This window comes from Acetobacter okinawensis, from assembly GCF_002153655.1.
Taxonomy (GTDB): domain Bacteria; phylum Pseudomonadota; class Alphaproteobacteria; order Acetobacterales; family Acetobacteraceae; genus Acetobacter; species Acetobacter okinawensis_A.
The window spans coordinates 103,525-129,330 of the sequence record NZ_JOPJ01000017.1 but is presented as its reverse complement, the minus strand read 5'-3'; the positions used below and the strand labels follow the sequence as shown (position 1 = coordinate 129,330).

25 protein-coding genes and 1 other RNA gene are annotated in these 25,806 nt (G+C 62.2%); 14 read left to right on the top strand and 12 right to left on the bottom strand.

Features of this window, described 5'->3' with window-relative positions; genetic code table 11:
* Positions 1-63: 63 nt before the first annotated feature.
* Complete coding sequence (locus HK26_RS09135) at positions 64-555, bottom strand: hypothetical protein (protein WP_086639485.1); 492 nt, start codon at positions 553-555, stop codon at positions 64-66.
* Between the two features lie 500 nt (positions 556-1,055).
* On the opposite strand from HK26_RS09135, the gene HK26_RS09130 reads away from it, so the two are divergent.
* Positions 1,056-2,537 (top strand): glucoamylase family protein, encoded by a 1,482-nt coding sequence (locus HK26_RS09130; protein WP_374188238.1) that lies wholly within the window; start codon positions 1,056-1,058, stop codon positions 2,535-2,537.
* A 107-nt stretch (positions 2,538-2,644) separates the two neighbouring features.
* On the opposite strand, the gene HK26_RS09125 is transcribed toward HK26_RS09130, so the two are convergent.
* The 5 genes from HK26_RS09125 to ssrA all read right to left on the bottom strand — a co-directional run bounded on the left by HK26_RS09125 (position 2,645) and on the right by ssrA (position 5,876).
* Complete coding sequence (locus tag HK26_RS09125; protein WP_025827916.1) at positions 2,645-3,037, bottom strand: VOC family protein; 393 nt, start codon at positions 3,035-3,037, stop codon at positions 2,645-2,647.
* Positions 3,038-3,102: 65 nt separating this feature from the next.
* Entirely contained in the window at positions 3,103-4,758 is a 1,656-nt protein-coding gene (locus tag HK26_RS09120) for a fumarate hydratase (RefSeq protein ID WP_086639483.1), read from the bottom strand.
* 49 nt (positions 4,759-4,807) lie between these two features.
* Positions 4,808-5,341 (bottom strand): SspB family protein, encoded by a 534-nt coding sequence (locus tag HK26_RS09115; RefSeq protein WP_025827918.1) that lies wholly within the window; start codon positions 5,339-5,341, stop codon positions 4,808-4,810.
* Positions 5,342-5,357: 16 nt separating this feature from the next.
* The gene (locus tag HK26_RS13245) at positions 5,358-5,546 is read right to left on the bottom strand and encodes a hypothetical protein (RefSeq protein WP_143296327.1); all 189 of its coding nucleotides are present in this window, start codon (positions 5,544-5,546) and stop codon (positions 5,358-5,360) included.
* Positions 5,547-5,548: 2 nt separating this feature from the next.
* Positions 5,549-5,876, bottom strand: a transfer-messenger RNA (tmRNA) gene (gene ssrA / locus HK26_RS09110).
* A gap of 116 nt (positions 5,877-5,992) precedes the next feature.
* Between ssrA and thyX the strand changes: the two genes are divergently transcribed.
* The gene (gene thyX, locus HK26_RS09105) at positions 5,993-6,910 is read left to right on the top strand and encodes an FAD-dependent thymidylate synthase (RefSeq protein ID WP_086639482.1); all 918 of its coding nucleotides are present in this window, start codon (positions 5,993-5,995) and stop codon (positions 6,908-6,910) included.
* Between the two features lie 271 nt (positions 6,911-7,181).
* A complete protein-coding gene (locus HK26_RS09100) occupies positions 7,182-7,505 on the top strand; it encodes a hypothetical protein (RefSeq protein ID WP_244983447.1) in 324 nt (107 codons plus the stop codon).
* A gap of 94 nt (positions 7,506-7,599) precedes the next feature.
* Here the strand turns inward: HK26_RS09100 and HK26_RS09095 are convergent, their stop codons facing one another.
* The gene (locus HK26_RS09095) at positions 7,600-8,754 is read right to left on the bottom strand and encodes an Mrp/NBP35 family ATP-binding protein (protein WP_374188232.1); all 1,155 of its coding nucleotides are present in this window, start codon (positions 8,752-8,754) and stop codon (positions 7,600-7,602) included.
* Between the two features lie 180 nt (positions 8,755-8,934).
* Here HK26_RS09095 and HK26_RS09090 point away from each other — a divergent pair, with 180 nt between their 5' ends.
* The 5 genes from HK26_RS09090 (at position 8,935) to HK26_RS09070 (ending at position 14,127) form a co-directional block, all read left to right on the top strand.
* Positions 8,935-10,236, top strand: coding sequence for an OpgC family protein (locus tag HK26_RS09090; protein WP_086639481.1), 1,302 nt, complete (start codon positions 8,935-8,937; stop codon positions 10,234-10,236).
* A gap of 95 nt (positions 10,237-10,331) precedes the next feature.
* The gene (locus HK26_RS09085) at positions 10,332-11,873 is read left to right on the top strand and encodes a DegQ family serine endoprotease (protein ID WP_086639539.1); all 1,542 of its coding nucleotides are present in this window, start codon (positions 10,332-10,334) and stop codon (positions 11,871-11,873) included.
* A gap of 71 nt (positions 11,874-11,944) precedes the next feature.
* On the top strand, positions 11,945-12,958 hold the full coding sequence (locus HK26_RS09080) for an FUSC family protein (protein ID WP_257640947.1): 1,014 nt from the start codon (positions 11,945-11,947) through the stop codon (positions 12,956-12,958).
* 54 nt (positions 12,959-13,012) lie between these two features.
* Positions 13,013-13,216 (top strand): hypothetical protein, encoded by a 204-nt coding sequence (locus tag HK26_RS09075; RefSeq protein ID WP_086639479.1) that lies wholly within the window; start codon positions 13,013-13,015, stop codon positions 13,214-13,216.
* 227 nt (positions 13,217-13,443) lie between these two features.
* A complete protein-coding gene (locus HK26_RS09070) occupies positions 13,444-14,127 on the top strand; it encodes a hypothetical protein (protein ID WP_374188237.1) in 684 nt (227 codons plus the stop codon).
* A 153-nt stretch (positions 14,128-14,280) separates the two neighbouring features.
* On the opposite strand, the gene HK26_RS09065 is transcribed toward HK26_RS09070, so the two are convergent.
* Positions 14,281-14,685 carry a lysozyme inhibitor LprI family protein gene (locus tag HK26_RS09065; RefSeq protein WP_086639478.1) on the bottom strand — a complete coding sequence of 135 codons (405 nt, stop codon included), beginning with the start codon at positions 14,683-14,685 and terminating at the stop codon, positions 14,281-14,283.
* Positions 14,686-14,825: 140 nt separating this feature from the next.
* Positions 14,826-16,694 carry a dihydroxy-acid dehydratase gene (gene ilvD / locus HK26_RS09060; protein ID WP_086639477.1) on the bottom strand — a complete coding sequence of 623 codons (1,869 nt, stop codon included), beginning with the start codon at positions 16,692-16,694 and terminating at the stop codon, positions 14,826-14,828.
* A 329-nt stretch (positions 16,695-17,023) separates the two neighbouring features.
* On the opposite strand from ilvD, the gene pstC reads away from it, so the two are divergent.
* The 4 genes from pstC to phoU are packed head-to-tail and all read left to right on the top strand — an operon-like array spanning position 17,024 to position 20,461.
* Positions 17,024-18,007: a phosphate ABC transporter permease subunit PstC gene (pstC, locus tag HK26_RS09055; RefSeq protein WP_086639476.1), complete on the top strand. Its 984-nt coding sequence runs from the start codon at positions 17,024-17,026 to the stop codon at positions 18,005-18,007.
* A gap of 2 nt (positions 18,008-18,009) precedes the next feature.
* Positions 18,010-18,885 (top strand): phosphate ABC transporter permease PstA, encoded by an 876-nt coding sequence (gene pstA, locus HK26_RS09050; protein WP_025828696.1) that lies wholly within the window; start codon positions 18,010-18,012, stop codon positions 18,883-18,885.
* A complete protein-coding gene (gene pstB / locus HK26_RS09045; protein ID WP_086639475.1) occupies positions 18,882-19,712 on the top strand; it encodes a phosphate ABC transporter ATP-binding protein PstB in 831 nt (276 codons plus the stop codon). Before pstA ends, pstB begins: the two co-directional genes overlap by 4 nt.
* A 32-nt stretch (positions 19,713-19,744) precedes the next feature.
* A complete protein-coding gene (phoU, locus tag HK26_RS09040; RefSeq protein WP_025828699.1) occupies positions 19,745-20,461 on the top strand; it encodes a phosphate signaling complex protein PhoU in 717 nt (238 codons plus the stop codon).
* A 230-nt stretch (positions 20,462-20,691) separates the two neighbouring features.
* Here phoU and HK26_RS09030 read toward each other — a convergent pair whose 3' ends face one another.
* Positions 20,692-21,579 carry an SDR family oxidoreductase gene (locus tag HK26_RS09030; RefSeq protein WP_086639537.1) on the bottom strand — a complete coding sequence of 296 codons (888 nt, stop codon included), beginning with the start codon at positions 21,577-21,579 and terminating at the stop codon, positions 20,692-20,694.
* Between the two features lie 37 nt (positions 21,580-21,616).
* Positions 21,617-22,963, bottom strand: coding sequence for a hypothetical protein (locus HK26_RS09025; RefSeq protein WP_086639473.1), 1,347 nt, complete (start codon positions 22,961-22,963; stop codon positions 21,617-21,619).
* A 203-nt stretch (positions 22,964-23,166) separates the two neighbouring features.
* Here HK26_RS09025 and rplM point away from each other — a divergent pair, with 203 nt between their 5' ends.
* Complete coding sequence (gene rplM / locus HK26_RS09020; RefSeq protein ID WP_025828702.1) at positions 23,167-23,643, top strand: 50S ribosomal protein L13; 477 nt, start codon at positions 23,167-23,169, stop codon at positions 23,641-23,643.
* A 4-nt stretch (positions 23,644-23,647) separates the two neighbouring features.
* The gene (gene rpsI / locus HK26_RS09015) at positions 23,648-24,136 is read left to right on the top strand and encodes a 30S ribosomal protein S9 (RefSeq protein ID WP_025828704.1); all 489 of its coding nucleotides are present in this window, start codon (positions 23,648-23,650) and stop codon (positions 24,134-24,136) included.
* Between the two features lie 105 nt (positions 24,137-24,241).
* Here rpsI and HK26_RS09010 read toward each other — a convergent pair whose 3' ends face one another.
* A complete protein-coding gene (locus HK26_RS09010) occupies positions 24,242-25,777 on the bottom strand; it encodes a S10 family peptidase (protein ID WP_374188236.1) in 1,536 nt (511 codons plus the stop codon).
* Positions 25,778-25,806 lie beyond the last annotated feature (29 nt).

Sequence of the window (25,806 nt, the reverse complement as noted above, 5' to 3'; positions counted from 1 at the left end):
AGGCGTTGCAATACATGAGCGGCCAGAATCCGTCACGCTTTTTGCAGGCGGTAGGGGCGGGGCCTAGCGGGTCTGTGCGCGCTGGCGCAGGGTGGCCGGGCGTGCTGGAATGGCGGTCTTTTTGGGCAGAACCAGATATTCCTCGCAGTATTTGCCCAGTTTGATGTCGCGCATATGGGCCTTGAGGGCCAGCAGGGTCTCAAAGGAGTGGGGGTGGTAGTCTGCTATTGTGGCCTCGCGCCCCACAACCAGTGTGGAATCTGTAAAGGCGATCAGCAGGCAGTGCCGGGTGTTCTCCAGAAAAAGGCGGTTTTCGCCACGGGCAAAGTAGCCGCTCAGGCGTTCGCGGGTTTTGGAGAACAGGTAGTAGGCGGGTTTGTAAAAGGTTCTGCCCTCTTTTTCCTCCGCCGTCATAATCAGGAACGAGTGGCTCTGCGCGGGCGGGGGGATGAGCACGTGGCTGGTCGCAAGGCCACGCAGCGCATACTCAATGCGGGAGACCAGAATATCCAGAAGCTCGTAAAAAAAGCGTATGATATTATATTGGTAGGTCATGAATGGGTCGTATTCGGCTCTGTAATGGGCTTGCGTCTATTATAGACGCATTTGTGCACGGGGCGCACGGTGTTGTGTGGCGCGGGAACGTCATTTTTTACATGCGGACACCATTATGGACCATTCCTTGCGCCTGTGGGTGCCGTGGGGGCTGGGCTGGCATGTTGTATGGACTGTGGTGGACGGTGTAGCCTTGAGTCAGACATAAAAACGTGAATATTTTCTGAAATTCGGCTGCTTCCATGTGTCTGGCCTGTGCCGCACTCTGGTGGGTGGCCTGCCTTGCCCCCTATAGTCGGGGCTGGATGTGGCAGGTGGCCCCGGTGTTGGCCCCGGCCTGTACAACAGGACTGCCTCCGCAACGGCTGCGGGGCAGGGATGAACAGATGAGGAATGCAAGGCTTATGGTACTGGGGCGCTTTTTGGCACGCGGCACAACCAACACCACCCCGCCCGCGCGGGGGCAGTGGGGAGCAGGGCGGGCCTTGCTCTCCTGCCTTATGCTCTGCGGGGGTGCCGTGGGGGGGCTTCAGGCTGGTGGGGCGTATGCGGCAACCTCCTCCGTTGTGGCGCAGCAGGCCCACGCCCCTTTCCACCCCGACCAGACGGACAGGGCTTTTCTGGCCGATCTGGAGCACCGGACATTCCTGTGGTTCTGGGATTCAGCAGACCCCGCAACCGGGCTGGTGCCCGACCGCTACCCGTCTGACCAGACCCAGTCCAGTGTTGCCTCCATTGGTTTTGCCCTGACCGCCTATGGCATTGGGGTGGACCGGGGCTACATTAACCGCCAGCAGGCCGTGGACCGGACACTGACAACCCTGCGCTACCTGTGGAAACTCCCCCAGAACGACACGCCGGACAAAGCCGCAGGGTTCCACGGTTTTTTCTACCACTTCCTCAAGCGTGAGAACGGGCTGCGGCTGGATGCGGATATTGAACTGTCCAGCATAGATACGGCCCTGCTCATGCAGGGTGTGCTGTTTAGCGCCAGCTACTACACCCATGACACCGCCTCCGAGGCAGAAATACGCGACCTTGCCGCCAAGCTGTTCGACCGTGTGGACTGGCGCTGGATGCTCCGCCCGGACAACCGCATGAGCATGGGCTGGTCGCCCGAGCACGGTTTTCTGCCCAATTACTGGGAAGGGTATAATGAGGGGATGATGCTGTATGTGATGGGGCTTGGCTCCACCACCCATCCGCTGGACCCGACCTCATGGCAGGCATGGATTTCCACCAACAAAAGCCGGTGGGGTGAGTCCTATGGCCAGACTTTCCTCAACTTCGCACCCCTGTTCGGCCACCAGTACACCCATGCGTGGATTGACTTCCGGGGGATCAAGGATGACTGGAGCCGCTCTGCCGGGATCGATTATTTTGAGAACAGCCGCCGCGCCGTTTACGCCCAGCAGGGCTATGCAACGCAAAACCCCGGAAAATGGCAGGACTACGGGCCAAACATCTGGGGCCTGACCGCGAGCGATGGCCCGGCTGAGACCACAAAGGTGGAAAACGGCCAGCAGCGCAAGTTTCTGGCCTACAGCGCGCGTGGGGTTGGCCGCGACTACACGCTTGATGATGGCACACTGGCCCCGACAGCGGCGGGTGGGTCCGTGGCCTTTGCGCCGGAACTGGCCATCCCCGCCCTGCGTACCATGCGCGACCGTTATGGGGACCGCATTTACAGCACCTATGGGTTTGTGGATGCCTTTAACCCCAGCTACCACGACGGCAAGCAGGCTTACTGGGCGGATAACACCTACCTTGGCATCGATCAGGGGCCCATTCTGTTGATGGTGGAAAACTGGCGCGACGGCATGGTGTGGAACACCATGAAGGATAACCCGATCATCTGCCGTGGTCTGCTGCGTGCGGGCTTTAGGGGCGGGTGGCTGACAACCCGCCATGCCATTGTGGACCACGATGATGCCGTGCGGCTCAAGCAGCAGCAGGCCACACAACAGTCACACGCAGGGTAAAGTCCGCGCTACGCGGAGGGGCCTTTGGCCCGTGCTCAGGCCCATGCATGCAACGTGGGCCTGAGCAGGTCTGGCGTCCGGTGGAGTTTACTCAGGGGGCGCTCGCCCTACCCCTGATAGGATGCGATCTCGATCAGGTTTTCATCGGGGTCGTGGCAGTAGACCGAGGTAATGGGGCCAATGGCGCCAAGGCGGGCCACCGGGCCTTCCACAATGGTAATGCCGCAGGTCTTGAGGTGCTCGACCACGTCATCACTGGTAATGGCGGTAATAAAGCACAGGTCATTGCTGCCAGACAGGGCATGGGTGGCCGTGTCCCAGCCGGTTGCATCATGCGGGCGGAGGTTGAGCTTCTGCCCGCCAAAGCGCAGGGCGGTACGGTTGTTGCGCCCGTATTCCTCCCGCTCCATGCCCAGAACACGCTGGTACCATGAGGCCGAAATTTCAACGTCCCGTACGGTCAGGACAACATGGTCCAGACGATCGACTGTAAAGCGCATGAAAACCACACAGCTCCTTGGTTGTCCGCCCCGCCATGGTGTGGCGGGGCAGCCCCGTTGCGGGGTTACAGCTCAGCGTAGAAGTCGTTGCCTTTATCATCAATAACAATAAAGGCGGGGAAGTCCTCAACCTCGATTTTCCACACCGCTTCCATACCCAGCTCGGGGTATTCGAGCACCTCTACCTTGCGGATGCAGTCCTTGGCCAGCCTTGCCGCAGGCCCCCCTACGGAGCCAAGGTAGAAGCCGCCGTACTGCTGGCATGCGTCCCGCACGGCCTTGGAGCGGTTGCCTTTGGCCAGCATGACGTAGGAGCCGCCATTGGCCTGCAACTCGGCCACGTACGAATCCATACGTCCCGCTGTGGTGGGGCCAAAGGAGCCGGTGGGCATGCCCTCGGGCGTTTTGGCCGGGCCTGCGTAGTAAACGGGGTGGTCCTTAAGGTACTGGGGCAGGCCCTCGCCCCGCTGGAGCCGCTCGCGGAACTTGGCATGGGCAATATCACGCGCGACCACCACAGTGCCGGTCAGGGCAAGGCGGGTTTTGACAGGGTATTGCGAGAGCGTCTTGCGGATTTCATCCATCGGGCGGTTGAGGTCAATGCGCACGGCTTCGCCCTCAAGGTGTTCGTCCGTGGTCTCGGGCAAAAAGCGGGCGGGGTCGTGCTCAAGCTGTTCCAAAAAGAACCCTTCCGCCGTGACCCGGGCCTTGATCTGGCGGTCCGCCGAGCAGGACACGCCAATACCCACAGGGAGCGATGCCCCATGCCGGGGCAGGCGCACCACGCGCACGTCATGGCAGAAGTATTTGCCGCCAAACTGTGCGCCAATGCCCAGCTTGCGGGTGAGTTCAAGCACCTTCTGCTCCATCTCCAGATCACGGAAGGCGTGGCCCGTCATGTCCCCCGTGGTGGGCAGTGCGTCATACCAGTGGGTGGAGGCGAGCTTGACGGTTTTGAGCGTCTGCTCGGCGGACATGCCGCCAATGACAATGGCAAGGTGGTAGGGCGGGCAGGCGGAGGTGCCCAGCGTGCGCACTTTTGTGTCCAGCCAGTCCAGCAACTGCTGCTCCGAGCCAAGGAGGGCCCGTGTTTCCTGGAACAGGAATGTCTTGTTGGCCGAGCCACCGCCCTTGGCCACAAACATCAGGTCCATCTGCTCGTCATGCACGCCTGCGGGGCTGGCGAAGATGTCGCACTGCACGGGCAGGTTGGTGCCGGTGTTTTTTTCCTCAAACATGGTGAGCGGCGCCATCTGTGAGTAGCGCAGGTTGGTGCGGGTATAGGTCTCGTACACCCCGCGGGAGAAGGCGACTTCCTCATTCCCTTCCACCCAGACGCGCTGGCCTTTTTTGCCAAACACAATGGCCGTTCCCGTGTCCTGGCACATGGGCAGGATGCCACCGGCGGCAATGCAGGCGTTTTTGAGCAGGTCGAGGGCGACAAAACGGTCGTTGTCCGATGCCTCGGGGTCTTTGAGGATGTTGGCCAGTTTGTGCAGGTGGGTCGGGCGCAGGAAGTGGGCCACCTCATGGAAGGCGCGGGCCGTCAGTTCCGTCAGCGCTTCGGGGGTGACGTGCAGCACGGTTTTGCCGCCGCAGTGCGATGTGCTTACGCCGTTGGCAATATCCACCTTGCGGTACTGCGTTGTGTCCTCCCCCAGTGGGAACAGGGGGGCGTATTTGAATTCTGGCAGTGGGGGGCGGGGGGGCTGGCTGGTCATGGTCGTGTCTCTATTCTCTCCGTCGGCCTGAACCCCCGCGCACCGGGGGTCAGGCTGGTGATGGTCCTTTGCGGCGGAAGGCGTCAAGGCTCACAACCTGGGAGGAGGAGTCGCCCTGCGCTTCTGCCGTGTCCCCGGCATCGGCCGGAGTGTCGTCCGTGGGTGCGATGTCCTCATCCTCCACCGCCTCAAAGTGCAGGTTGAAGTGGATGGAAGGGTCCGCAAACCCGGTAATGGCCCGCACAGGAATGACCAGAATGGAGCCAACACCCCCAAAGGACAGACCAACGGACACAATCCCGGCATCGCGGTCCACGTTCAGGTCCCAGAACTGGTGTTGCAGCACAATGGTCATCTCATGCGGGTACTGCGCACGGAGCCGGTCGGGAATTTGCACGCCAGACAGGTCCGTGCGGAAAGTCAGATAGAAATGATGCTCGCCTGCAAGCCCCTCGCGGCTCACATGTTCGAGTGCTTTGAGCATGACATCCCTGTACGCCTCTTCCAGCCACTGGTCGTAGGGCAGCAGGCTGGTGGGGGGGAATGCGTCATTTCCCGGGGTGTTGTCGTTGTCATCAGCCATGCTTGGTCTCCTTGCTTCAGCCAGTCGGGGTGTGGCTGGTCATCCGTATCACTCTAGCGTCAGCCATGCGCGAAAGGTCGGCCCAGCGCAAGCGCCAAGACCCGTCTGCCGCCATGCCCCCGCAACGCAGGGTGCCGCGCAGACGCGCCAGAGCGGACACGCCATAAGGTTGCACGGCGCGTGCGATCATACTGGAGAATGGCATGAAGTGGGAGGGCTTCTGTTGCCCGGTGCCCCCCCCGAACCGCGCTTATTGCTTATGCAGCAACAGCGAGCACCTCAGTGTTATCATTGGCACTTGTAAAATTAGCCCGATATCGGTGGTACAATGCCGGGCAAAAAAGATGTCTTTACTGCGCGTGTCGAGCCTATTTCGTCCCCATTTGTCCGGGTTTTACAACCCGGATGTCTGGTGGAGACGCCGGGTACCGCCCCCGGGTCCACTACGCCTATGCCACATCCCGTTTATTGCCATAGCCGCAAGAAATCTTCCGGCACCCCACACATAGAAACTTGGGTGCATAAATGCAAGAGGGGGCTGGTGTTTCAGGCTTTCCCGGCTTGGGGAATGCCTGCTACAACCCGCGTGCGCGAGTGCTACGGCGAGTGCTTGCGCTGTCTGTTTTTTCTAGCATGGTGGAGAGCCTACGCATGTCACTGACCGAAGAGCAACGCGCAGAAATTGCGGCCCACGGGCAGGAAACATTCTCTACCCGCCGCCCCACGGTGGCAGCTCTGGAGGCCATGCTCTACTCCCCGCATGAGGTGCTCGACCACGGCTTTGTGCGCGTGATCGACTATATGGGCGATGATGCGGCCATTGTGCAGGCGGCCCGTGTGTCCTACGGCCGGGGCACGCGCAAGGTGTCGGAAGATGCGGGGCTGATCCGCTACCTGATGCGGCACCGCCACTCCTCCCCGTTTGAGATGTGCGAGATCAAGTTCCATGTCAAACTGCCCATTTTTGTGGCGCGGCAGTGGATTCGTCACCGCATGGCGAGTGTGAACGAGTATTCGGCCCGCTACTCCATTCTGGACAGTGAGTTCTATCTGCCCGACACCGCCCACATGGCTGCCCAGAGCGATGTGAACCGTCAGGGCCGGGGCGAGGTGCTGGCCCCGCAGGCCGCAGCCGAGGTGCTGGACATCCTGCGCGAGGACGCCGTACGCACCTATCGCAACTACGAGCGTATGCTGGACGGGGAGAACGGCTACGGCCTTGCGCGTGAACTCGGGCGCATCAACCTGACCCTGAATACCTACACGCAGTGGTATTGGAAGATCGACCTGCACAATCTCATGCACTTCCTTGCCCTGCGCATAGACCCCCATGCTCAGTACGAAATCCGGGTGTATGCCGAAGCCATGCTGAAGATCCTGCACGCATGGGTGCCCACCACCGCCGCCGCGTTTGAGGAATACCGGCGCGGGGCGGTCACGTTCTCGGCCTCCATGCTCGCGGTTGTGCGCCGCATGCTGGCGGGCGAGGCGGTGGAGCAGGCAGGCTCGGGCCTGAGCCGGCGTGAATGGGATGAGATGATGGCGATCCTCAAATCCCCCGCAGCCTGAACAGGGCCTGAGCGGGGCGGTTTGTAACGCCTGTGCCTGAGCGCCGTGGGGGCCTGCCCTTGCGGCGCTCATTTTTTATCAAGACATTTGCTTTAAATCCGTCCGGACTTGACGCTTTTCATATCCGGCGGCGGCGTGGATGCGCCATAGATGGAGTGCGGGCCATTCCTGCATGTGGGTGGGCTTTACTGGCCTGTGGCATCTGTCCCACCCGGTTCAGGCCCACCGGGGGCGTGGCCGTAGGAATTTTAGGGAATTACAAGGAGCTTTTATGTCCTGTCCGAACCGGCGGTTTGCCCGTACAGCCTCTTTTGTTGTGTCCGTGTTTGCCTGTGGCGCCGTTTTTGTGGCGGCGAGCCTTCCCGCATGGGCTGATACCGAGCGCGACCGGCAGACCAAAGCCTGCAAGGGGGATGCCCTGCGCCTGTGCGCCCTTGCCATTCCCAATGAGAAAAAAATTGCGGCCTGCATGGCGCGCAAAAAAGAAAAACTCAGCCCGGCCTGCCGTGAGTATTTTAAGGACACACCAGTCCCACCCGCCAAGACCAAGGCCAAGGGGCAGGCTGGCAGGCACACCGCTCCAGCCATGCACTAGTTCCTGCGTGGCTGTGTGGCTGCCCGCGTGTGCGGGCAGGCTTTGCCGGTGGCGTACTGGCCCTGCCAGTGGGCAGGGCGCTGTCGTGCGGTGTTTAGTGTGCGCTGGCCTGTATGGCCGTTGCTACCGTGTGGGCAATGGCGCGGTAGGCTTTGCCGCCCTCGCTATTGGGGGCGCCAATCACCAGTGGTACCCCGCTATCCCCGCTGGCGCGGATGTCAGCCAGCAGCGGGACTTCACCAAGGAACGGCACGCCCATGGCTTCGGCCTCCCTGCGGGCACCGCCGTGGCCGAACAGCTCCGTATTGTGCCCGCAGTTGGGGCAGCAGAAGTAGGACATGTTCTCCACCAGCCCCAGCACCGGCACGTGGAGTTTTTCAAACATGGTCACACCCCGGCGTGCATCAATCAAAGCGATGTCCTGCGGGGTGGAGACAATAACCGCCCCGCCCAGCGGCACCTTCTGGGTGAGCGAGAGATGGGCGTCCCCCGTGCCGGGGGGCAGGTCTACTACCAGAACATCCAGTTCCCCCCAGTCCACATCGCTCAGCAACTGGTTGATGGCACCCATGACCATGGGGCCACGCCAGATCATGGCGGCTTTTTCGTCCACCAGCATACCAAGGGATACGGCGCAAATGCCCCATGCCTGCATGGGTTGCAGCCGCCCCTCCACCACATCGGGTTTGCCTTTGGCCCCCATCATGCGGTGCAGGGAGGGGCCGTGAATATCAGCATCAAGCAGGCCGGTCCGCAGCCCTTCCATGCCCAGCCCTACGGCAAGGTTGACCGCCGTGGTGGACTTGCCCACGCCACCTTTGCCGGAGGCCACGGCAATAATGGTTTTAACGCCGGGCAGCACGGGCGTGCCCGGTGCAGGGGCAGGGCCGCCCAGCGGGCGATGGCCACCAGCACCTGCCGGGGCAGATGCCGGGCGGGCCGCCGCGCTGGCAGTCTGCCCTGCGGTGGGTTCGGGCGCACCGGCGGGGCGGTGGGCGGTCAGGATAATGGTGGCTTTGGTAATATTGGGCAGGGTTTGCAGCTTCTGGGCCGCAGCGTCACACAGGGCGGACAGGGCCGGGGCCTGCTCGCGGGCAACACCCAGTGTCAGGGTCAGGCGGCCGCCGTCATCCACCGTGCAGCTTTCCAGCCGTCCGGCGCTGGCAAGCGAAAGCCCGGTCTGTGGGTCCTGCACGGTTCTGAGCAGGTCCATCAGGGTATCAGAAGAAAAAGGGGCATTCTGCGCCAAGGGTCTTGTCCTGTGCTGGGGGGTTACAATGTTGCATGGGTGGCAACAGCAGGTCGGGCGCGCCGTCAAGGGCGTTCATGGGTATAACGCCTTTTTTCTGGCACAGACAGGGTGGTATGGGTAGAGGAACAGCCCATAGAACAACCAGCAGGCGGAGCAGAGGCGTGCCGAAAGGGTAAGATGCAGGCACACACGGACAAAGCGGATGCGGGCACGACCCGCACGGGCGTCGCGCACGCCACCCCGGCAGGTACGGGGCAGGGGAGCACACATACGGAGGGCGCGCACGTGGCGCAGACACATACAGCACAGGGGGGTGCAACGCCCGCCCCGCCCGCCCGCAGCCGCCGCGACCACAGGATTGATGCCCTGCGCGGTGCTGCCCTGCTGATGATGTTTATTGACCATATTCCCCAGAACCTGCTCAACCGCTTTACCATGCGCAACGTGGGCTTTGCCGATGCGGCGGAGGTGTTTGTGCTGCTGGCAGGCTATGCCTCGTGGCTGGCCTATGGGCGGGGCTTTACCAAATACGGTGTGTGGCCAACCCTGCAACGCCTGTTCAAACGCTGCGTGCAACTCTACATCGGCCAGACGATCATGGTCATGGCCTATGTGTTTACGGTGCGGGAGTGGCGGCACTTTACCCCTGTCTCGGTCGATTATCTGGAGCCTGAACTGGCCCACGGTCTGGACTGGATATGGCGGGTGATGATGTTTGATGCGTTGCCCAGCAACCTCAACATCATGCCGCTCTACCTTGTGCTGCTGGGCGGGTTCCCCATTTTTTACCTGCTGATGCGCGTCCACGGCTCGCTCGCCCTGCTTTTGTCGGGGGCGTTGTGGATGCTGGTGAACATGGACCCCGAGCTGAACTTCCCCAACTGGCTGGACCCCGATGGCTGGTACTTTAACCCGCTGGCATGGCAGTTCCTGTTTGCTCTGGGGCTGACGGCATCGGCCCAGACCCAGCGGCGCGGGCGCGATTTTGCGCGCGTGCCTGCCCTTGTGGCCCTGTGCTGGGTGTATCTGCTGTTCTCGGCCATTCAGGCTTTTCCGTGGACCCTGTGGGGCCTGCCCGACCTGCGCCCGCTGGGGGATGCGCTGGCCCCGTCCAAAAGCTGGCTCTCGCCATGGCGGCTGTTTGATGTGGTGGCCATTTTCTACCTTGTCCAGTCGTCCGAGCGGGCGCGCCACTGGGCGGCCGAATCGTGGGTGGGGCAGGAGTTGGCCCGTGTGGGCCGCCACTCGCTGGAAGTGTTTGTGGTGGGCACCATACTGGACCTGTACGCCCGCCTGATCTTTAGCACCTTTGGGGATGGCTGGGCCTTGCAGGTGGCGGTCAATGTGGTGGGGCTGGCCATGCTGATCGGCCTTGCCACATGGCTGGACCGGCGGCGCAACCGCGCACGCGGGGGCAGGCCCGCCGCCATGGCAGGTGCCGTGGCCACCCCCCGGCCTACAGGGGGGCAGGCGGGCTAGGGGGAGCGGGGTGCTTGCCGTTTGGGCGCACCATGAATAACCTGATGCGCGTTGTTTATGCTTTGGTCTTGTTCCGGCAGAAAGTTGTGTTGTTCATGCGTGTGTCCCTCCGCCTGCTCTGCTCTGTTTCCCTCTCCTCCCTGCTGGTGGCGGGGCTTGGCGTCTGTACGCCCGTGCATGCGGCGCAGGAGCCTGCTCCCACACCTGCTCCGGCTGTAGTGGTCGCAGGCGGGCACGCCCCCGACAGCTTTGCGGACCTTGCGGCCCGCCTGCTGCCTGCGGTGGTGAACGTGTCCACCACCCAGACCGTGCGCGAGGCGGATTCGGAGGAGGATGATGAGGACGACCAGCTCCCCCAGATGCCCAACTTCCCTCAGGGCTCCCCGTTCGAGAAGTTCTTCCATGACTTCATGAACCGCCAGACAGACCCCAACGCCCCACCCCGGCGGATGCAGGCACTGGGGTCGGGCTTTATCATTGACCCCACGGGCTACATCGTCACCAACAACCACGTGATCCGTAAGGCCGACCGCATTACCGTGACCTTGCAGGACAATACGGTGCTCAGTGCCCACGCTGTCGGGCATGATGACCGCACGGATCTGGCCCTGCTCAAGGTGGACAGCAAAAAGCCGCTTCCCTTTGTCAGCTTTGGTGACAGCGAACACCACCGGGTGGGGGACTGGGTTTTGGCCATTGGCAACCCGTTTGGCCTGTCTGGCACGGTCACGGCGGGCATTATCTCCTCCCGCGGGCGCAATATCGACCAAGGCCCGTATGATGACTTTATCCAGACCGATGCCCCCATCAACAAAGGCAATTCCGGCGGCCCGCTGTTTGACATGGATGGCAACGTCATTGGGGTGAACACCGCCATTTACTCCCCCTCCGGCGGGTCGGTGGGGATTGGCTTTTCCATCCCCTCGAACGAGGCGCGCAATGTGGTGGAACAGCTGCGCAGGAACGGCAAGGTCTCCCGCGGGTGGCTGGGTGTGCGCATCCAGAATGTCACGCAGGAGATTGCAGACGGGCTGGGCCTGAGCACGCCCACCGGCGCCCTTGTGGCCGGGGTGGAAAAAGGCGGCCCCGCCGACAAGGCCGGGCTTAAAACGGGCGATGTCATCCAGAGCCTTAACGGTCAGCCGGTGGAGGGCAAGGCCCTGCCGCGCCTGTCTGCCCAGCTCCCCGTTGGCACACAGGCCAAGCTGGGCCTGTGGCGGCATGGCAAGGTGACGGAGGTGCCCATCACCATAGGTGCTCTGCCCGAAATGCCGGAGGAGGCTCCGGCCAAACCCGCAAGCCCCCCCAAATCCCCCGCATCGGTCAGCTTTGCGGACTTTGGCTTTACCGTTGGCCCGCTCGATGGGGCGGGGCGGAGCAAATACAACCTGCCCACCAGCCTGAAAGGGGTGCTGGTCACCAGTGTCAAACCCGATGGCACGGCGGCTGACCGGGGGCTGAAGGAAGGGGATGTGATTACCGAGGTGCAGCAGGCCGAAGTGGCCACCCCCGCAGCACTGCGGCAGCGGATAGATGCGGCACGTAAGGCCAAAAAGCGCTCTGTCCTTTTGCTGGTGCATGATGCGGACGGCCTGCGCTGGATTCCCTTCCCCCTGAGCGCGGAGGACGCGCCCTGATTGCACTGCTAACGGGCAGACGCACGCCTGTACTGGATATGGGGCGGTATTGCCCCTGGCTTGCACGGTGGTTGAGCAATGCCACCGTATGCCAGACCGTGCGCCTGCTCAGCGCTGTGGGGGTTGCGGGGTTTGTCGCATGGCTGACCAACCTGCAAGAACCCGGCTGGGCGCTGATAACCTCGGTCATTGTGACCCAGAACAGTATTACGGACACAATCTCCAAGGGGCGTGACCAGCTTGTGGGTACGCTCATCGGGGCCACGGTCAGTATTGTCCCCATTACGCTGCTCATGTTTGCGCACTGGCCGGTGTGGATGGCGTTCACACTTGCGTTTGTGCCGCTGGCCATTCTGGTCTCCTGGAAGCCGGAGGCCCGCATGGGCGTGGTCACGCTTATGGTGGCCATTCTCTTCCCCACCGACAACGACCCCTACCTGCGCCCGATCGAGCGTGTGCTTGCTATTTTAATCGGGGTTGGCGCAGGCACGCTGGTCACTTACGTCGTGCTACACGAACAGGCACGGCGGGATGCATTCCGCAACGCGGCCCTGACGGTGCGCCAGATTGTGGCCATGCTGCAAAAGGCCCGCACGGGGCATGTGGAATGGTCGGTCATTCAGGACATGAATGACGAGTGTGCGGCCTCTTTGCGCAAGGTGCAGGCTGCACTGGAGGAGGCGCGGCGCGAGCACTGGCGCCCGCTGGATGAGCGCGACCCCATGCTGGCCCGCCTGCCCGCGCGGATACGGCAGTTGCAGATGGATGCGCTGGTGGTGGCCCGCGCCATTCTGGTGCTGCCCCAGAGTGCCACGGTGGAGGAGCTGGAGCACGCGGCCAGCGTGCGCGCGGGTATGCTGCGCGGCTTCCAGTGGATTATCCAGCGGTGCGAGAGCGAGGCCGTGGCCCGCACGGGGGATGAATACCGCATAGCGGCCGAGGTCATGGCGGCCCTGCCGGTGGAGAACGACACAACAGACCCGATCATCCGCTTTGTGGTGGGGATTCTGCTGACCGACCTGCGCCAGCTTATCCAGCTTCTGGGCGAGGATGACGCGGAGCGCACGCCCCCCGCCACGCGCTAGGTCTGGCGGGTCCATCAGTATTTTGCGCGGCAGGCATGAGGTGGGGCGGTAGTTATGGTTGCCAGATGGCATGACGTGGTCCACCAATTACGCTACAACAAACCCGAAACGCCCGACCCGTGTTGGGCGGAACCCCATATTGAGGATGCTCAAGACATGGCAAAATGCCCCAAGTCCCCCTGTGCACGTGGTATTCTGGCTCTGGGCCTGATTGCAGCGGTTGTATACTTCATCCGCAAAAAGAAATGCTGCGGCTAAGCCCGCCTCGGGCCTGTTCCTGAACACCCGAGACACGGCAAAAACCCGTCTGGCTTCCCAGACGGGTTTTTTCTTTTGTGGCGGAGGGGGCTCCCATGCCGGAGCAGACGCAAATACGCCACGCAAGACCGTGGGTTGTGTTATGGTGTGGGCGTTGTATCACTGCCGGTAACACATCTGGCCTGGCGCAGTCCGCCTCAGGCTTCTGACGGAAAGGATTGAGAGTGTTGCATCCTCTTGTTTCCCGCTTTTCCTCCAAGGCTGCGGCGTCTGTTGCGGCCTGTGCCCTCGGTTTTGCCGGGCTGGCCACACTGGCCGCCCCAACGGCTGCCCATGCGCAGGCTTCTGTTCTGCTCAAAAGCCAGGAAGCCACCGCAGTGGTGGAAAGCGTTGACCGCGACGCACGTGAACTGCTGCTGCGTGAAGGCAATGGCCACCTGCTGACCATTGAATATGGCACGGCCGTCAAGGACGTTCCCCACCTGCATGAAGGTGACATGCTGAAAATCCAGTTTGTGGAAACGCTGGGCGCGCAGCTTGCCCCGCCGGGCAGCCCGCTGCCCGAATCCACACTGACCACGGCCCGTGGCTTTGTGCATGGTCACCCGCGCGGCATTATTGCGGCCTTTAACCGCGAGCGCGCCACAATCAAGACCATTGATCTGGCATCGAGCACCATTTCCTTCACCACGGAAGGGGATGACTCCCTGCATGTGGCCGCACTCAAGACCAAGGCCATGCAGGACTTCCTCAAAACCCTCAAGGTTGGGGATGTGGTGGATATTACCCGTGCCGAATCCATTACCTACATCGTAACCAACAAGACCGTGCCGCAGCCTGTTCCGGCCACACCCCAGCTTGCCGCTCCGGCAGGGGATGTGATGGCTCCAGCACCCGCAGCCGCACAGTAAGACCGCACACGGTTTTACCCGCCTCCCGCATTGGGGTTATGCCCCGTGCGGGAGGTCCGGCTGGCCGCAGCGTTTGCACACACGTCCTGCGTGCTGCCGTTATGGGAGCATCAGTTTTGTGGTGTGGAGTGCGGATTTAAAAGCCCAAGTATATTACTTGTAATTTTCTATAAATATTATCCGGTTGATTGTCTCATCCAGGTGGCAGCCTGCCGCGTCAACCTGTGCCATCTGCCCGTCTTCGCCTGCCAGTTTTTTATCACACGGCGCAGAGCGGTTTTTTATCCATGCGCGCTCGGACTCCCGCAAGGCAGTTTTTTGGGCCGGACCCAGCCGAGACATGGTGGCCTTGTAAGCTTGATTTAACTGCTTGTCCTGCTGCGTATCTTCATGTGTCATGCACGCGATCATGGCGTAGTTCACACCCTGCGCGGCATCTCCAGTCGACATACATTGCTCAAAGGCAGGGCTGTACCGTTGCTCAGCAGGTGTCTTGGCAGGTGCGGCCAGTGCTGGGCCTGCGAGCATGAGCCCTGCCAGTAATGCCAGTTTACGCATAGGGACCTCATTGTCAGTGTGGCGTGAACCGCTTGCCCGGCCTGTGGGCTGCGGGTGGTTGTGTCAGGTATGGCAACCCATAAAAAACCCCGCAAGGCCAATGCCCTGCGGGGTTTTTTGTAGGGGCAAGTAGCGTTGCCTTACCGTGGGGTGCGGCGGGTTAGCTGGCTTACGTCACGCACTGCGCCGCGTGCTGCGCTGGTGGTCAGGGCCGCATAGGCCTTGAGCGCGTTGGAGACCACGCGCTCGCGCTTGGGCTGCCATGCCTGATCGCCCAGATCATCCATGCGCGCACGGCGGTCGGAGAGCACGCTGTCCGCCACAGCTACGGACAGGCGGCGGTTGGGAATGTCGATCTCGATCGTGTCCCCTTCTTCCACCAGTCCGATAACCCCGCCTTCACCCGCTTCTGGCGAGATGTGACCAATGGACAGGCCCGAGCTGCCGCCAGAAAAACGGCCATCGGTAATGAGCGCGCATTTTTCCGCCAGTCCCTTGGATTTAAGGTAGCTGGTGGGGTACAGCATTTCCTGCATGCCGGGGCCGCCCTTGGGGCCTTCGTAGCGGATCAGCACCACATCGCCGGGGTTGATTTTGTTGCCCAGAATGGCGGAAACCGCATCATCCTGACTTTCAAAAATCCGGGCGGGGCCGGAGAATGTCTCAAGCCCTGCGGCAACGCCTGCGGTTTTAACAATGGCGCCATCCTCGGCCAGATTGCCGTAGAGCACGCACAGCCCGCCGTCCTGATTATAGGCATGGGCACCATCGCGGATGGCGCCGTTGCTCTGGTCCGTGTCCAGCGTTTTGTAGGTGCTGGACTGCGAGAACGCGACCGTTGTGCGCACGCCGCCGGGGGCTGCGCTAAAGAATTCACGCGCCGCTGTGCGGTTCTCGGCCCCGGGGGCGCGGATGTCCCATTTATCCAGTGCTTCGGGCAGGCTGGCGGCGTGGACCATGCCCACATCGCGGTGCAGCAGACCCAGCCGGTCCAGCTCGCCCATAATCGCGGGAATACCGCCTGCGCGGTGCACGTCCTCCATATGCACATCCGCGCGGGAGGGCGAGACCTTGCACAGATGCGGCACCTTGCGGGACAGGCGGTCAATGTCCTTCATGGTAAAGGGCACGGCCCCTTCGTGGGCTGCGGCCAGCAGGTGCAGCACCGTGTTGGTGGAGCCACCCATGGCAATATCCACCGACATGGCGTTCTCAAACGCGGCCATGCTGGCAATGCTGCGGGGCAGGACGGAGGTATCGTTCTGCTCGTAGTAGCGGCGGGCAAGGTCCACAATGCGGTGGCCTGCCTCCACAAACAGGTTGCGGCGGGCGGCGTGGGTGGCCACAAGGCTGCCGTTGCCGGGCAGGGACAGGCCAAGGGCTTCGGTCAGGCAGTTCATGGAATTGGCGGTGAACATGCCCGAACAGGAGCCGCAGGTGGGGCAGGCCGAGCGCTCGATGGCAAGGGAGTCGGACTCGCTCACGCCCGGGCTTGCCGCTGCGACCATGGAGGTCACAAGGTCTGCGCGCTGTTCAATGTCATTCAGCGTTACGCGGCCTGCTTCCATCGGGCCACCGGAGACAAAAATGACCGGAATGTTCAGCCGCATGGAGGCCATGAGCATGCCCGGCGTGATCTTGTCGCAGTTGCTGATGCACACAATGGCGTCCGCGCAGTGGGCGTTGACCATGTATTCCACCGCATCGGCAATCAGCTCGCGCGAGGGCAGGCTGTACAGCATGCCGCCGTGGCCCATGGCAATGCCGTCATCCACGGCAATGGTGTTGAACTCGCGGCCAATGCCACCGGCCTCGGCTATGGCCTCGCACACAAGCTGGCCCATGTCCTTGAGGTGGACATGGCCGGGTACGAACTGGGTAAAGGAGTTGGCGACGGCAATAATGGGTTTGCCAAAGTCGGAGTCTTTTACACCGGTTGCACGCCACAGGCTGCGGGCGCCTGCCATGTTGCGCCCGTGGGTGGTGGTGCGTGATCGGTAGCCGGCCATTATGGGGTCTCTTTGCTGTCATGCTTGGGGTCAAGCAGTATGTCATGGGGCATGTGCGGTGGTTCAACCGCCATGGAGCGGGGCCATATTACGCCACATTGTGCTGGCTGTCAGGGCTGGATTATGCAGAAATGCACAGGCAGGTACCCGCTTGCCGGGGGGCAAACATGCGCAGCGCCGGTCCGTTATTGGGCAATGTCCCTGATAACACTACAGTTTTGTGACAAAACTCCGTTTAAGGGGACTTTCATGGGGTCTCCGTGTTGCAGGAGCGGACGGCGTTCAGTATTTCTCGCCCCATCCGGCTGATAGTTCGGAACGGAGAGCAGATGGAAATTCCCGCACGGCAGTCCCTGCCCGCGATGAAAAAGGCCCCTTCCCAGCAGGGAGGGCAAAAGGGTGACCCCGCCTTCAGGCTTCTGGTTACGGCAACAGGTGTTGGCGTGCTGGTTGTGCTTGGCGCCATTATTGCCGTTATGGTGAGTGGTGGCTGGAAGGCGTTTTCAACCTTTGGTCCGGGCTTTCTGGTTTCCGCAGTGTGGAATCCGGTCACGCAACACTTTGGGGCGGCAGCCCCGGTTTTTGGCACCGTTATCAGCAGTGCGCTCGCATTGCTTGTTGCCGTGCCGCTGGCTTTTGGCACCGCCTTCTGGCTGACCGCCCTTGCACCGCCTTCGGCGGCGGCAGTCATTGGTATGGCCGTGCAGCTTCTGGCTGCCGTGCCATCCATTATTTTTGGCATGTGGGGCTTTTTTGTGGTGGTGCCGGTGGTGGCGCATTATGTGCAGCCCGCTGCCCGCCAGCTACTGGGCCACGTGCCCGGCCTGTCCGCCCTTGTGGCGGGGGCGCCCTTTGGTACGGGGCTGTTTACGGCCGCCCTTATTCTGGCGGTCATGATTACCCCCTCCATTACCGCAGTCATGCGCGATGTGTTCCTGTCCATGCCCACGGTGCTGCGTGAGAGCGGGTACGGCCTTGGCGCCACCCGGTGGGAGGTCATGCGCCATGTGGTGCTGCCGTGGTCACGTCAGGGGGTTGTGGGCGGCATTGTGCTGGGCATGGGCCGCGCTATGGGTGAGACCATGGCCGTGACCTTTGTCATCGGGGATAGCAACCACATTGGCTGGTCCTTGTTTGCACCGGCCAACACCATTGCCTCGCTGATCGCCCTTGAATTCCCCGAAAGCCCGGCAGGGAGCCTCAAGCTGGCGGCCCTTATGGCTCTGGGGGCCATTCTTATGGCCATATCCTTTGTAACACTCTGGTTCTCCCGCTGGCTGCTGGCCCGTGGCGAACAGGCAGCAGGACGTTAAGGATGAAGGCGAACAATACCCTCATGCGGGCGGACCGCTCCGCATCGCTCCTGTGGCGGCGGCATATCTGCGACAAGCTTGCCACCGGCCTGAGCTGGCTTGGTATGCTGATTGTGGTGTTCATGCTCGGCTCCATCCTGTGGACCCTGTTCAAAAACGGGCTGGCAGGCATGAGCGTGCACCTGTTCACCATGTCCATGGCTGCACCGGGGCAGCCCGGTGGTCTGGCCAACGCCATTGTGGGCAGCCTGATCCAGACCGGGCTTGCCATTCTCATTGGTGCGCCAGCAGGGCTGATGACCGGCATCTATCTGGCTGAATACGGCACCACCAGCCGCATGGCGCGCATTGTGCGCTTTGTGTCGGACATGCTGCTCTCGGCCCCGTCCATTCTGATCGGCCTGTTCATTTACATGATGCTGGTTGTCCCGTTCGGGCATTTTTCCGGTCTGTCGGGCGCTGTGGCGCTGGCCATTCTGGCCATGCCCATTGTGGTCCGCACGACCGAGGACATGCTGCGTCTGGTGCCGGTTGCCATGCGTGAGGCAGGCATTGCACTGGGTGCGCCCAAATGGCGGGTTATCCTGTTTATCTGCGTGCGTGCAGTGCGGGCCGGTATTATGACCGGCGTGCTGCTGGCCGTGGCCCGCGTAGCGGGTGAGACCGCACCGCTGCTGTTTACCTCGCTCGGCAACTCCGAATGGTCGCTGGACCTTGGCCGCCCCATGGCCAGCCTGCCCGTGGCCATCTACCAGTACGCAGGGTCTGCTTATCAGGACTGGATGCAGCAGGCATGGACCGGCGCGCTGCTGGTCACACTGGGTGTGCTTATCATTAATATTGTAGTGCGGGTCGGAACCCGCGGAGGACGGTCATGAGCATAGAGGTTCCCGTAAAGACGGCAGGCATGACCCAACCGGATAGTGCAGCCGCCCCCAAGGAGGCTCCACACCCCGTAGCCATGCAGGTCAAGGGGCTGAACTTCTATTACGGCACGTCCCATGCCCTGCATGACATCTCGCTCGATTTCCCCGAGCGTAGTGTTACAGGCATGATCGGCCCGTCAGGCTGTGGCAAATCCACGTTGCTGCGCGTGCTCAACCGGATGTATGACCTGTACCCCGGCCAGCGCGCCACGGGTGAGGTGATCTTTGACAAACAGAACATCCTCAACTCCGGGGTGGACCTGAACGTCCTGCGCTCGCGCATTGGCATGGTGTTCCAAAAGCCAACGCCTTTCCCCATGTCCATCTACGACAACATCGCCTTTGGCATCCGTTTGCATGAGCGTGTCTCCCGCTCCGAAATGGACGGACGGGTGGAAGACGCCCTGCGCCGTGTGGCCCTGTGGCCAGAGGTACAGGACCGGCTGAGTGCTTCTGCCACCGCTCTGTCGGGTGGTCAGCAGCAGCGCCTGTGCATTGCCCGTACCATTGCCGTGCGCCCGGAAGTGATTTTGCTCGACGAGCCGACAAGTGCGCTCGACCCGGTCTCCACCGCCCGGATCGAGGAGTTGCTCGACGAGCTTAAAACCGAGTTCACCATCGCCATTGTCACGCATAACATGCAGCAGGCGGCACGCTGTGCGGATCAGGTGGCGTTCTTCTACATGGGGCGGCTGATCGAGGTGGACAGCACCGCCCGCATGTTCACCACCCCGCGTGAACAGCAGACGCAGGATTACATCACAGGCCGGTTTGGCTGAGGCCAGCAGGGTAAGGCACGGAGGAAAGCGTTATGGGTAACGAACCCGCACATACCATTACCCGCTACGATCAGGAGCTTGATCGGCTGCGTGGCATTGTGGCGCGCATGGGTGGTCTGGTGGAGCGGCAGACCGCTCAGGCCATTACTGCCGTGGTGAACCAGAATGAAGAAGCGGCTCTGGAACCCCCCGAGCTGGACCCGGAAGTGGATGCGCTCGAGCGCGAGGCCGAAATGCTGGCCATCCGCATTCTGGCCCTGCGCGCACCCATGGCTGTGGACCTGCGCGTGATTGTGGCTGTGCTCAAAATGAGCGGCGACCTTGAGCGGATCGGGGATTACGCCTCCTCCATCGCACGGCGTGCCGGCAAGGTGGAGGTGCTCGATGGGGCCATCTCCTTCAGCGCACTGCGGGCCATGGCCCGTCTGGTGCAGGAAAACCTGCACATGGCCGTGGAATCCATGGTCGAGAACGACGCCGAGCGCGCGCAGGAAGTGTGGAAAGCCGACACGGCGGTGGACGAACTCTACACCACCATGTTCCGCGAACTGGTTACATACATGATGGAAGACCCCCGCAAGATCGGGCCGTGCATCCATCTGCTGTTCGTAGCCAAGAACCTTGAGCGGATCGGGGACCACGCAACCAACATTGCCGAGCGCGTATATTACGCGGTTACGGGGGAAATGCTGCCATCCGTGCGTCCGCGCGGTGGGGCTGCACGCACCAATATCGAACAGCCCGAATAAGCGTTTGCTTTCAGGCTGACCCGTGCGCCCTTTTGGGGGCACGGGCAAGAATAAGGCGGGCATTCTGGCGTAACAGCGCCGGGGTGCCCGTTTTTTGTTGGCCCGTGCGTGGGGCCGCGCCATTTCTGCCCGGTTGCGTGAGCACCTTGGTGATGAGCCCGGTGATTGGTTGCGGGGGCGCGGGTGCGGTGATGTGGTGGCCGTCAGCCGATGGTGCGCTCAGCCGGGGCTTACGCGCTGTGCGGGGGCTGGCCTGCGGCAAAAAACGTGTGGTGCAGCCCCTCTGCCAGCCCAATGGGCGCAACCCCCAGCATTGTGCGCATGGGGGTAATATCAAAATTCTTGTTTTCCAGCAGGCGGCGTATTTCGTCCGGGCCAATGCGGGGCAGGCCCGGTATGTGTGCCGCCACACGGGCTGCCAGCATCAGCAGCGCTGCGGGTACGGGCAGTGCCGGACGTGGCGCAAGCCCCGCCGCCTGCGCCACCATGGCAATAAACTGCCGGTAAGGTACGGCATCGGCTCCGGTAATAACCATGCTGTGCGGCCCGTCCCACGCACGGTTGAGTGCTGCCAGAATACTGGCGGTGACGTCGCCCTGCCAGATCGGCTGGACCAGTGCGCGCCCACCGCCGGGCAGGGGTGTAAAGGGGAGGTAACGCAGCAGGGCGGCCAGCCGCTGCACGTTGTTTTCGCCCTGTGCGCCATAAATCATGGTGGGGTGCAGAATAACGCCAGAACGCCCCGAGGCGAGCAGAGCCCGCTCCCCGAGCAGCACACCATTGCCGTGGGCATCTGGCCAGCGGGTAAACTTGCGGGTGCTGCCAAGGCAGACAAGCCGCGCCGTAGGGGGGGCTGCGGCCAGCAGGGCAGGAATGGTGCGGGCATGGGCTGTGCAGACAATCCGCGTGGCGTCGGCCAGTGCCGCACGCAGGGGGGCTGCCGGGCCGTTCAGGTCCGCCACACGCAGGTCTTTTAGGCCCTTGGCTTTGGCAGGGTTGCGGGCAATGGGCACGACCGGTGTGCCCAGCATGGCCAGTGCGCGGCACACAGCCTGCCCCGACCGGCCCGTAGCCCCAATAACATGCACAGGGTGTGCGTTGGTGGAGGAAGAACGCATGGTGCCTGCCTGCTGCCAGAGTGTCTGGTGCAAAAACTTAGTGCGCCTGCACTGAAAGCCCGATTTGCTTTGCCAGTTCCGGCATGGAGGCAAGGTTACCCAGTGTGGCCACCACCTGCATGAGCGGCATGGGCTGGTCGGGCTTTATGCCAATGCTCAGCGTCTGTTTGCCCGGATTGCCCAGCCACCGGAAGAATCCGGCATAGGCGGGGTTCTGCGCCGTGGCGGACTGGGACTGGACAAAGGCCACAAAAGCCTGCGGCGGCAGGCCACGGGCGGCGGCTATGGCCCCCAGCGCTCTGGGTACCAGACCGTGGTCAATGTAGGTCATGGTCATGGAGGTGACCTGCATATCCGCGTTATTGCCATTGAGCATGGAGGCAGAGGCCGCCTGCGTGAACTCCCCGTTAATGTGCAGCCGCCCCATGTTGGCGGAGTCGATGCTCAGGGTCTCCACGTGCAATGTGCCGGTTTTGGGGGTGTAGGTGTCATTGAGCACCACATTGCCCACAAAATGGTCATACCCGAGCGAGGGCAGCCAGCCCATGTTGGGCACGTCCGGCCGCAGCTCCAGCTCCTGTATGCTGGAGACTTCCTGCTCCGTGGCATCGGTGTGGGTGGCGTGGGAGAGCACACGCTTGGCCCGCATGAGCGGTGTGGCGCCGTCCATGCTCAGCCGGTCAATGGTAATGTCACGCGTCGTGCTGCTGATGTGGGCGCTGTAGGGCGCACCCGTGGTCAGGCTTGTATAAAGGTCGGCCAGTGCCACGCCGTCCACTACAATGGAGTCGGCATGGACATGCCGGGGCGGCGCTACATCGGTGGAGAGGCTCACGTTGCGGGCCTGAAGGTGTGAGGCCTCGTTGGCGCCAAAATTGTCCATGGCGGCGGTATCGGCCGCAATGTCCGATTGCAGGGCGCTGGCAAACCCGTGCAGCCCGGTGGCCTGCACGTGGCCAATGCTCAGGCTCTGCATGGTGGGGGCAGCGGGGTCCTCCGTGCGGGTGGGCAGGGCCAGATCGTCCATTTCGACCGTGGCAAGGTGCAGGCTGCCCGCAGGGTCGGCAAGCTGGAAGTTGCGGAAGCTCAGGTGGTGGATCCGCGTTACATCGGAATCCTGCGTGTCAGGCTTGCTCAGTTCCGCCTCGTCTGCGGTCATGGTTTCCGGCCCCTGGCGGAAGACCAGCCCGTAAAAGCGCACGCTGCGGCCCAGCAGGCCGGGTTTTGCCCGCGTATAGGTAAAGGAGACATCCGGCCCGAGCGCCTGCTTGAACCGCTCGATCCCTTTATCCACCATGACACGCTCCGCGTGGTGGGCGCCAAACCATGCGATCCCGCCAAGAATGGCAATGCCCGAGACCGTGACAAGAACGTTCTTCTTCACGCGTTGGAAATCCTGCTGTTTGCACCACAATCTTCTGCTTTAGTGCATGCGGGGGAGGCGGGCAAGCGGCGGCACGGTAACATGTTACCTAGAGAAAACTGCCTGAAAATACGGTCATTAAGTGCAAAAGCACTTGACGGTTGGATGCGCGCACATCATAAGGCGCCATCAATACGTAACTGTTCTCATATGGAATCAGTGTCATGAAGACCACCCTCTCGCTGAAGCCCGCGGAGGTGACGAAGAACTGGATCCTGATCGATGCCGAAGGTCTCGCTCTTGGTCGTCTCGCCGTCATCATCGCCACGCGCCTGCGCGGCAAGCACAAGCCTCAGTTCACCCCGCATGTAGATTGCGGCGACCACGTTGTTGTCATCAACGCCGAAAAAGTGGCGCTGACCGGCAACAAGGCGAGCCAGAAGCTTTTCCACTACCACACCGGCTATGCTGGCGGCATCAAGACCCGTACGGTCACGCAGCGCCTGACCGGCAAGCACCCCGGCCACCTGGTTGAAAAAGCCGTTGAACGCATGATTACGCGTGGTCCGCTCCAGCGTGAGCAGATGCGCAACCTGCATGTGTATGCTGGCGCTGAACACCCCCACGGTGGTCAGACCCCCCAGGTGCTTGACGTTGCGGGCATGAACCGCAAGAACGTCGTTAACGCTCAGAAGGGCTGAGACAATGTCTGAAACTCAGGAACGCACAGGCACGCTGGCCGATCTGAAGACCGTTGCACCGGTTCTGGCCGATTCCGCTCCGGTTTACGAAGCAAAGCGTGACGCACAGGGCCGCTCCTACGCCACTGGCCGTCGTAAGGACGCCGTGGCCCGCGTATGGATCAAGCCGGGTAAAGGTGAAGTCACCGTTAACGGCCGTCCGGTTGTTCAGTATTTCGCACGCCCCGTGCTGCGCATGCTGCTCAGCCAGCCCTTCCTCGTATCCGACCGTTACAACCAGTTTGACGTGGTCTGCACCGTAACCGGTGGTGGTCTGTCCGGTCAGGCTGGTGCGGTCCGTCACGGCATCAGCCGTGCGCTGACCCACTACGAACCCGAACTGCGCAGCATCCTTAAGGCTGCTGGCTTCCTGACCCGCGATTCGCGTCAGGTTGAACGTAAAAAGTACGGTCGCGCCAAAGCCCGTCGTTCCTTCCAGTTCAGCAAGCGCTGATCCGGTACGGACTTCGGTTTTTCGTTCGGCAGGCGGGCGGGGGGATTTTGGTCCCCCCGCCCGTTTTGCGTTTGGGGCGCGCCGCCTGAGCGGCGCATGTGGCGCTCAGGGGGCGAGAAAGGTGCGGACATCGCGCGCAAGGGCTGCGCGGCTGTCCGGGCGGGTGTAGAGCATGTGCCCGCCGGGGTATACATGCAGCCCAATCCGCCCATGCCCTACGGGAATATGCTCCGCCACCCAGCGGGATGAGGCATAGGGGCACACAAGGTCATACGCCCCGTTGGCAATGAACACCCGCAAGGTGGGGTTAATGGCCAGCAGGCGGCGTAGGGTGGGGATGGGCCGCACGATTGGGGCGTTGGTGTCGCGGTAGTCCCATGCCTGACTGATGGCGTAGTTGAGCAGGTTGTAGCTCAGCTCTGTCTGGTAGCGCAGTTCGGTTGCGGCATACTGCTCAAAGGCGGTGCCATAGGCGTGGCCAAACCCGTCCAGCGTGGGTTCGGGGCTTTGGGCGTTGTCCACCCCTTCGGGGAAGGGGTCGGCAATGGAGAGTGTGGCATCATACAGCGAGTACAGTCGCCCATCGCGGCTGCGAATGTCGTGTGCTTCGGGTCGGGGCATGCCGCGCTGTTTGGCAATAATGTCCTGCTCAATGCCGGTGTGGGTGGCTACGGCCTCGTAAAAATCATCTGCGGCATCGCCCGTAGGGGGTGTGCCTGCCAGCGTGCTCAGGTACGGCCCCACGGCGTACTGGTAGGCCTTGTCCAGATGCTGGCTCAGGTTCTCGGGGGTGAGCTTGTGCTGGAGTGCCAGATTGGCGGCCTCAAGCGAGGGCAGGACAAAGGCTTCGGCCAGAATGTCATTTTCCGTATCCAGCAGGGTCATATCCAGTGCCGGGGAGATCATGACAAGGCCGTTGAGCAGAAAGTTCTGGTCCTCGGCCAGTGCGTTGGCCACCTCTATGGCGCGCAGGCCGCCATAGCTTTCCCCCGCAAGGTAGCGGGGGGAGGTCAGGCGTTTGTTGGTGCTGGCCCAGAGCTGAATGGCCTTGGCAAAGGTTTTGGCATCCTGACGTACGCCATAAAACTGCTTGTCTGCCTGTTTGGGGTCGGTGGGGACTGACCAGCCTGTGCCCGGTGCATCCAAAAAGACTAGATCAGCCGCACCCAGCCAGCTTTCGGGGTTGGGTTTGATCTGGGCATTGGCCCCATCGGCAGGGTTACCGGTGGGGAAGTCGAGCATGACCGGCCCTGCCGCCCCAAGGTGCAGATAGGCGGTGGCAGCCCCCGGTCCCCCGTTAAAAAAATAGACGACCGGCCTGTGCGCAGGGTCCGCCCCGTCCCGCGTGTAGGCGGTGTAGAACATGCGCGCCGTGGGCTTGCCCGCATCATCACGCAGGGTCAGCGTGCCTGCGGTTGCGGTGTAGGTCATTTTTTGCCCACCAAAGGTGCCGTTGTGGTGGGTGATGGAATCCTTGGGCAGCAGGGCGGCGGCATCGTGGAACGTGTCCGTGCCATCGGGCGTCTGGCTGGCCTGTGCGGCTTCGGTTTTGGCGGGTGTGGTTGGGGGGGCGGCAAGGGCGGAGGTGGACAGGCACAAAGCCACGCAAAGGGGCAGACCGGCCCACAGGCCAGCGCGTATGGGGGTGCGGTGGTGGGGTCTTGGGTGTG

Bases quoted from the DNA above. Each gene is read 5' to 3' on its own strand.
- rplM (WP_025828702.1), top strand. From the start codon at position 23,167: ATGAAGACCACCCTCTCGCTGAAGCCCGCGGAGGTGACGAAGAACTGG.
- thyX (WP_086639482.1), top strand. From the start codon at position 5,993: ATGTCACTGACCGAAGAGCAACGCGCAGAAATTGCGGCCCACGGGCAG.
- pstC (WP_086639476.1), top strand. From the start codon at position 17,024: ATGGAAATTCCCGCACGGCAGTCCCTGCCCGCGATGAAAAAGGCCCCT.
- HK26_RS09065 (WP_086639478.1), bottom strand. From the start codon at position 14,685: ATGCGTAAACTGGCATTACTGGCAGGGCTCATGCTCGCAGGCCCAGCA.
- pstA (WP_025828696.1), top strand. From the start codon at position 18,010: ATGAAGGCGAACAATACCCTCATGCGGGCGGACCGCTCCGCATCGCTC.
- HK26_RS09135 (WP_086639485.1), bottom strand. From the start codon at position 555: ATGACCTACCAATATAATATCATACGCTTTTTTTACGAGCTTCTGGAT.
- HK26_RS09100 (WP_244983447.1), top strand. From the start codon at position 7,182: ATGTCCTGTCCGAACCGGCGGTTTGCCCGTACAGCCTCTTTTGTTGTG.
- HK26_RS09130 (WP_374188238.1), top strand. From the start codon at position 1,056: ATGCTCTGCGGGGGTGCCGTGGGGGGGCTTCAGGCTGGTGGGGCGTAT.
- HK26_RS13245 (WP_143296327.1), bottom strand. From the start codon at position 5,546: ATGCCATTCTCCAGTATGATCGCACGCGCCGTGCAACCTTATGGCGTG.
- HK26_RS09085 (WP_086639539.1), top strand. From the start codon at position 10,332: ATGCGTGTGTCCCTCCGCCTGCTCTGCTCTGTTTCCCTCTCCTCCCTG.
- ilvD (WP_086639477.1), bottom strand. From the start codon at position 16,694: ATGGCCGGCTACCGATCACGCACCACCACCCACGGGCGCAACATGGCA.
- HK26_RS09115 (WP_025827918.1), bottom strand. From the start codon at position 5,341: ATGGCTGATGACAACGACAACACCCCGGGAAATGACGCATTCCCCCCC.
- HK26_RS09090 (WP_086639481.1), top strand. From the start codon at position 8,935: ATGCAGGCACACACGGACAAAGCGGATGCGGGCACGACCCGCACGGGC.
- HK26_RS09125 (WP_025827916.1), bottom strand. From the start codon at position 3,037: ATGCGCTTTACAGTCGATCGTCTGGACCATGTTGTCCTGACCGTACGG.
- HK26_RS09120 (WP_086639483.1), bottom strand. From the start codon at position 4,758: ATGACCAGCCAGCCCCCCCGCCCCCCACTGCCAGAATTCAAATACGCC.
- HK26_RS09030 (WP_086639537.1), bottom strand. From the start codon at position 21,579: ATGCGTTCTTCCTCCACCAACGCACACCCTGTGCATGTTATTGGGGCT.
- rpsI (WP_025828704.1), top strand. From the start codon at position 23,648: ATGTCTGAAACTCAGGAACGCACAGGCACGCTGGCCGATCTGAAGACC.
- HK26_RS09075 (WP_086639479.1), top strand. From the start codon at position 13,013: ATGGTTGCCAGATGGCATGACGTGGTCCACCAATTACGCTACAACAAA.
- pstB (WP_086639475.1), top strand. From the start codon at position 18,882: ATGAGCATAGAGGTTCCCGTAAAGACGGCAGGCATGACCCAACCGGAT.
- phoU (WP_025828699.1), top strand. From the start codon at position 19,745: ATGGGTAACGAACCCGCACATACCATTACCCGCTACGATCAGGAGCTT.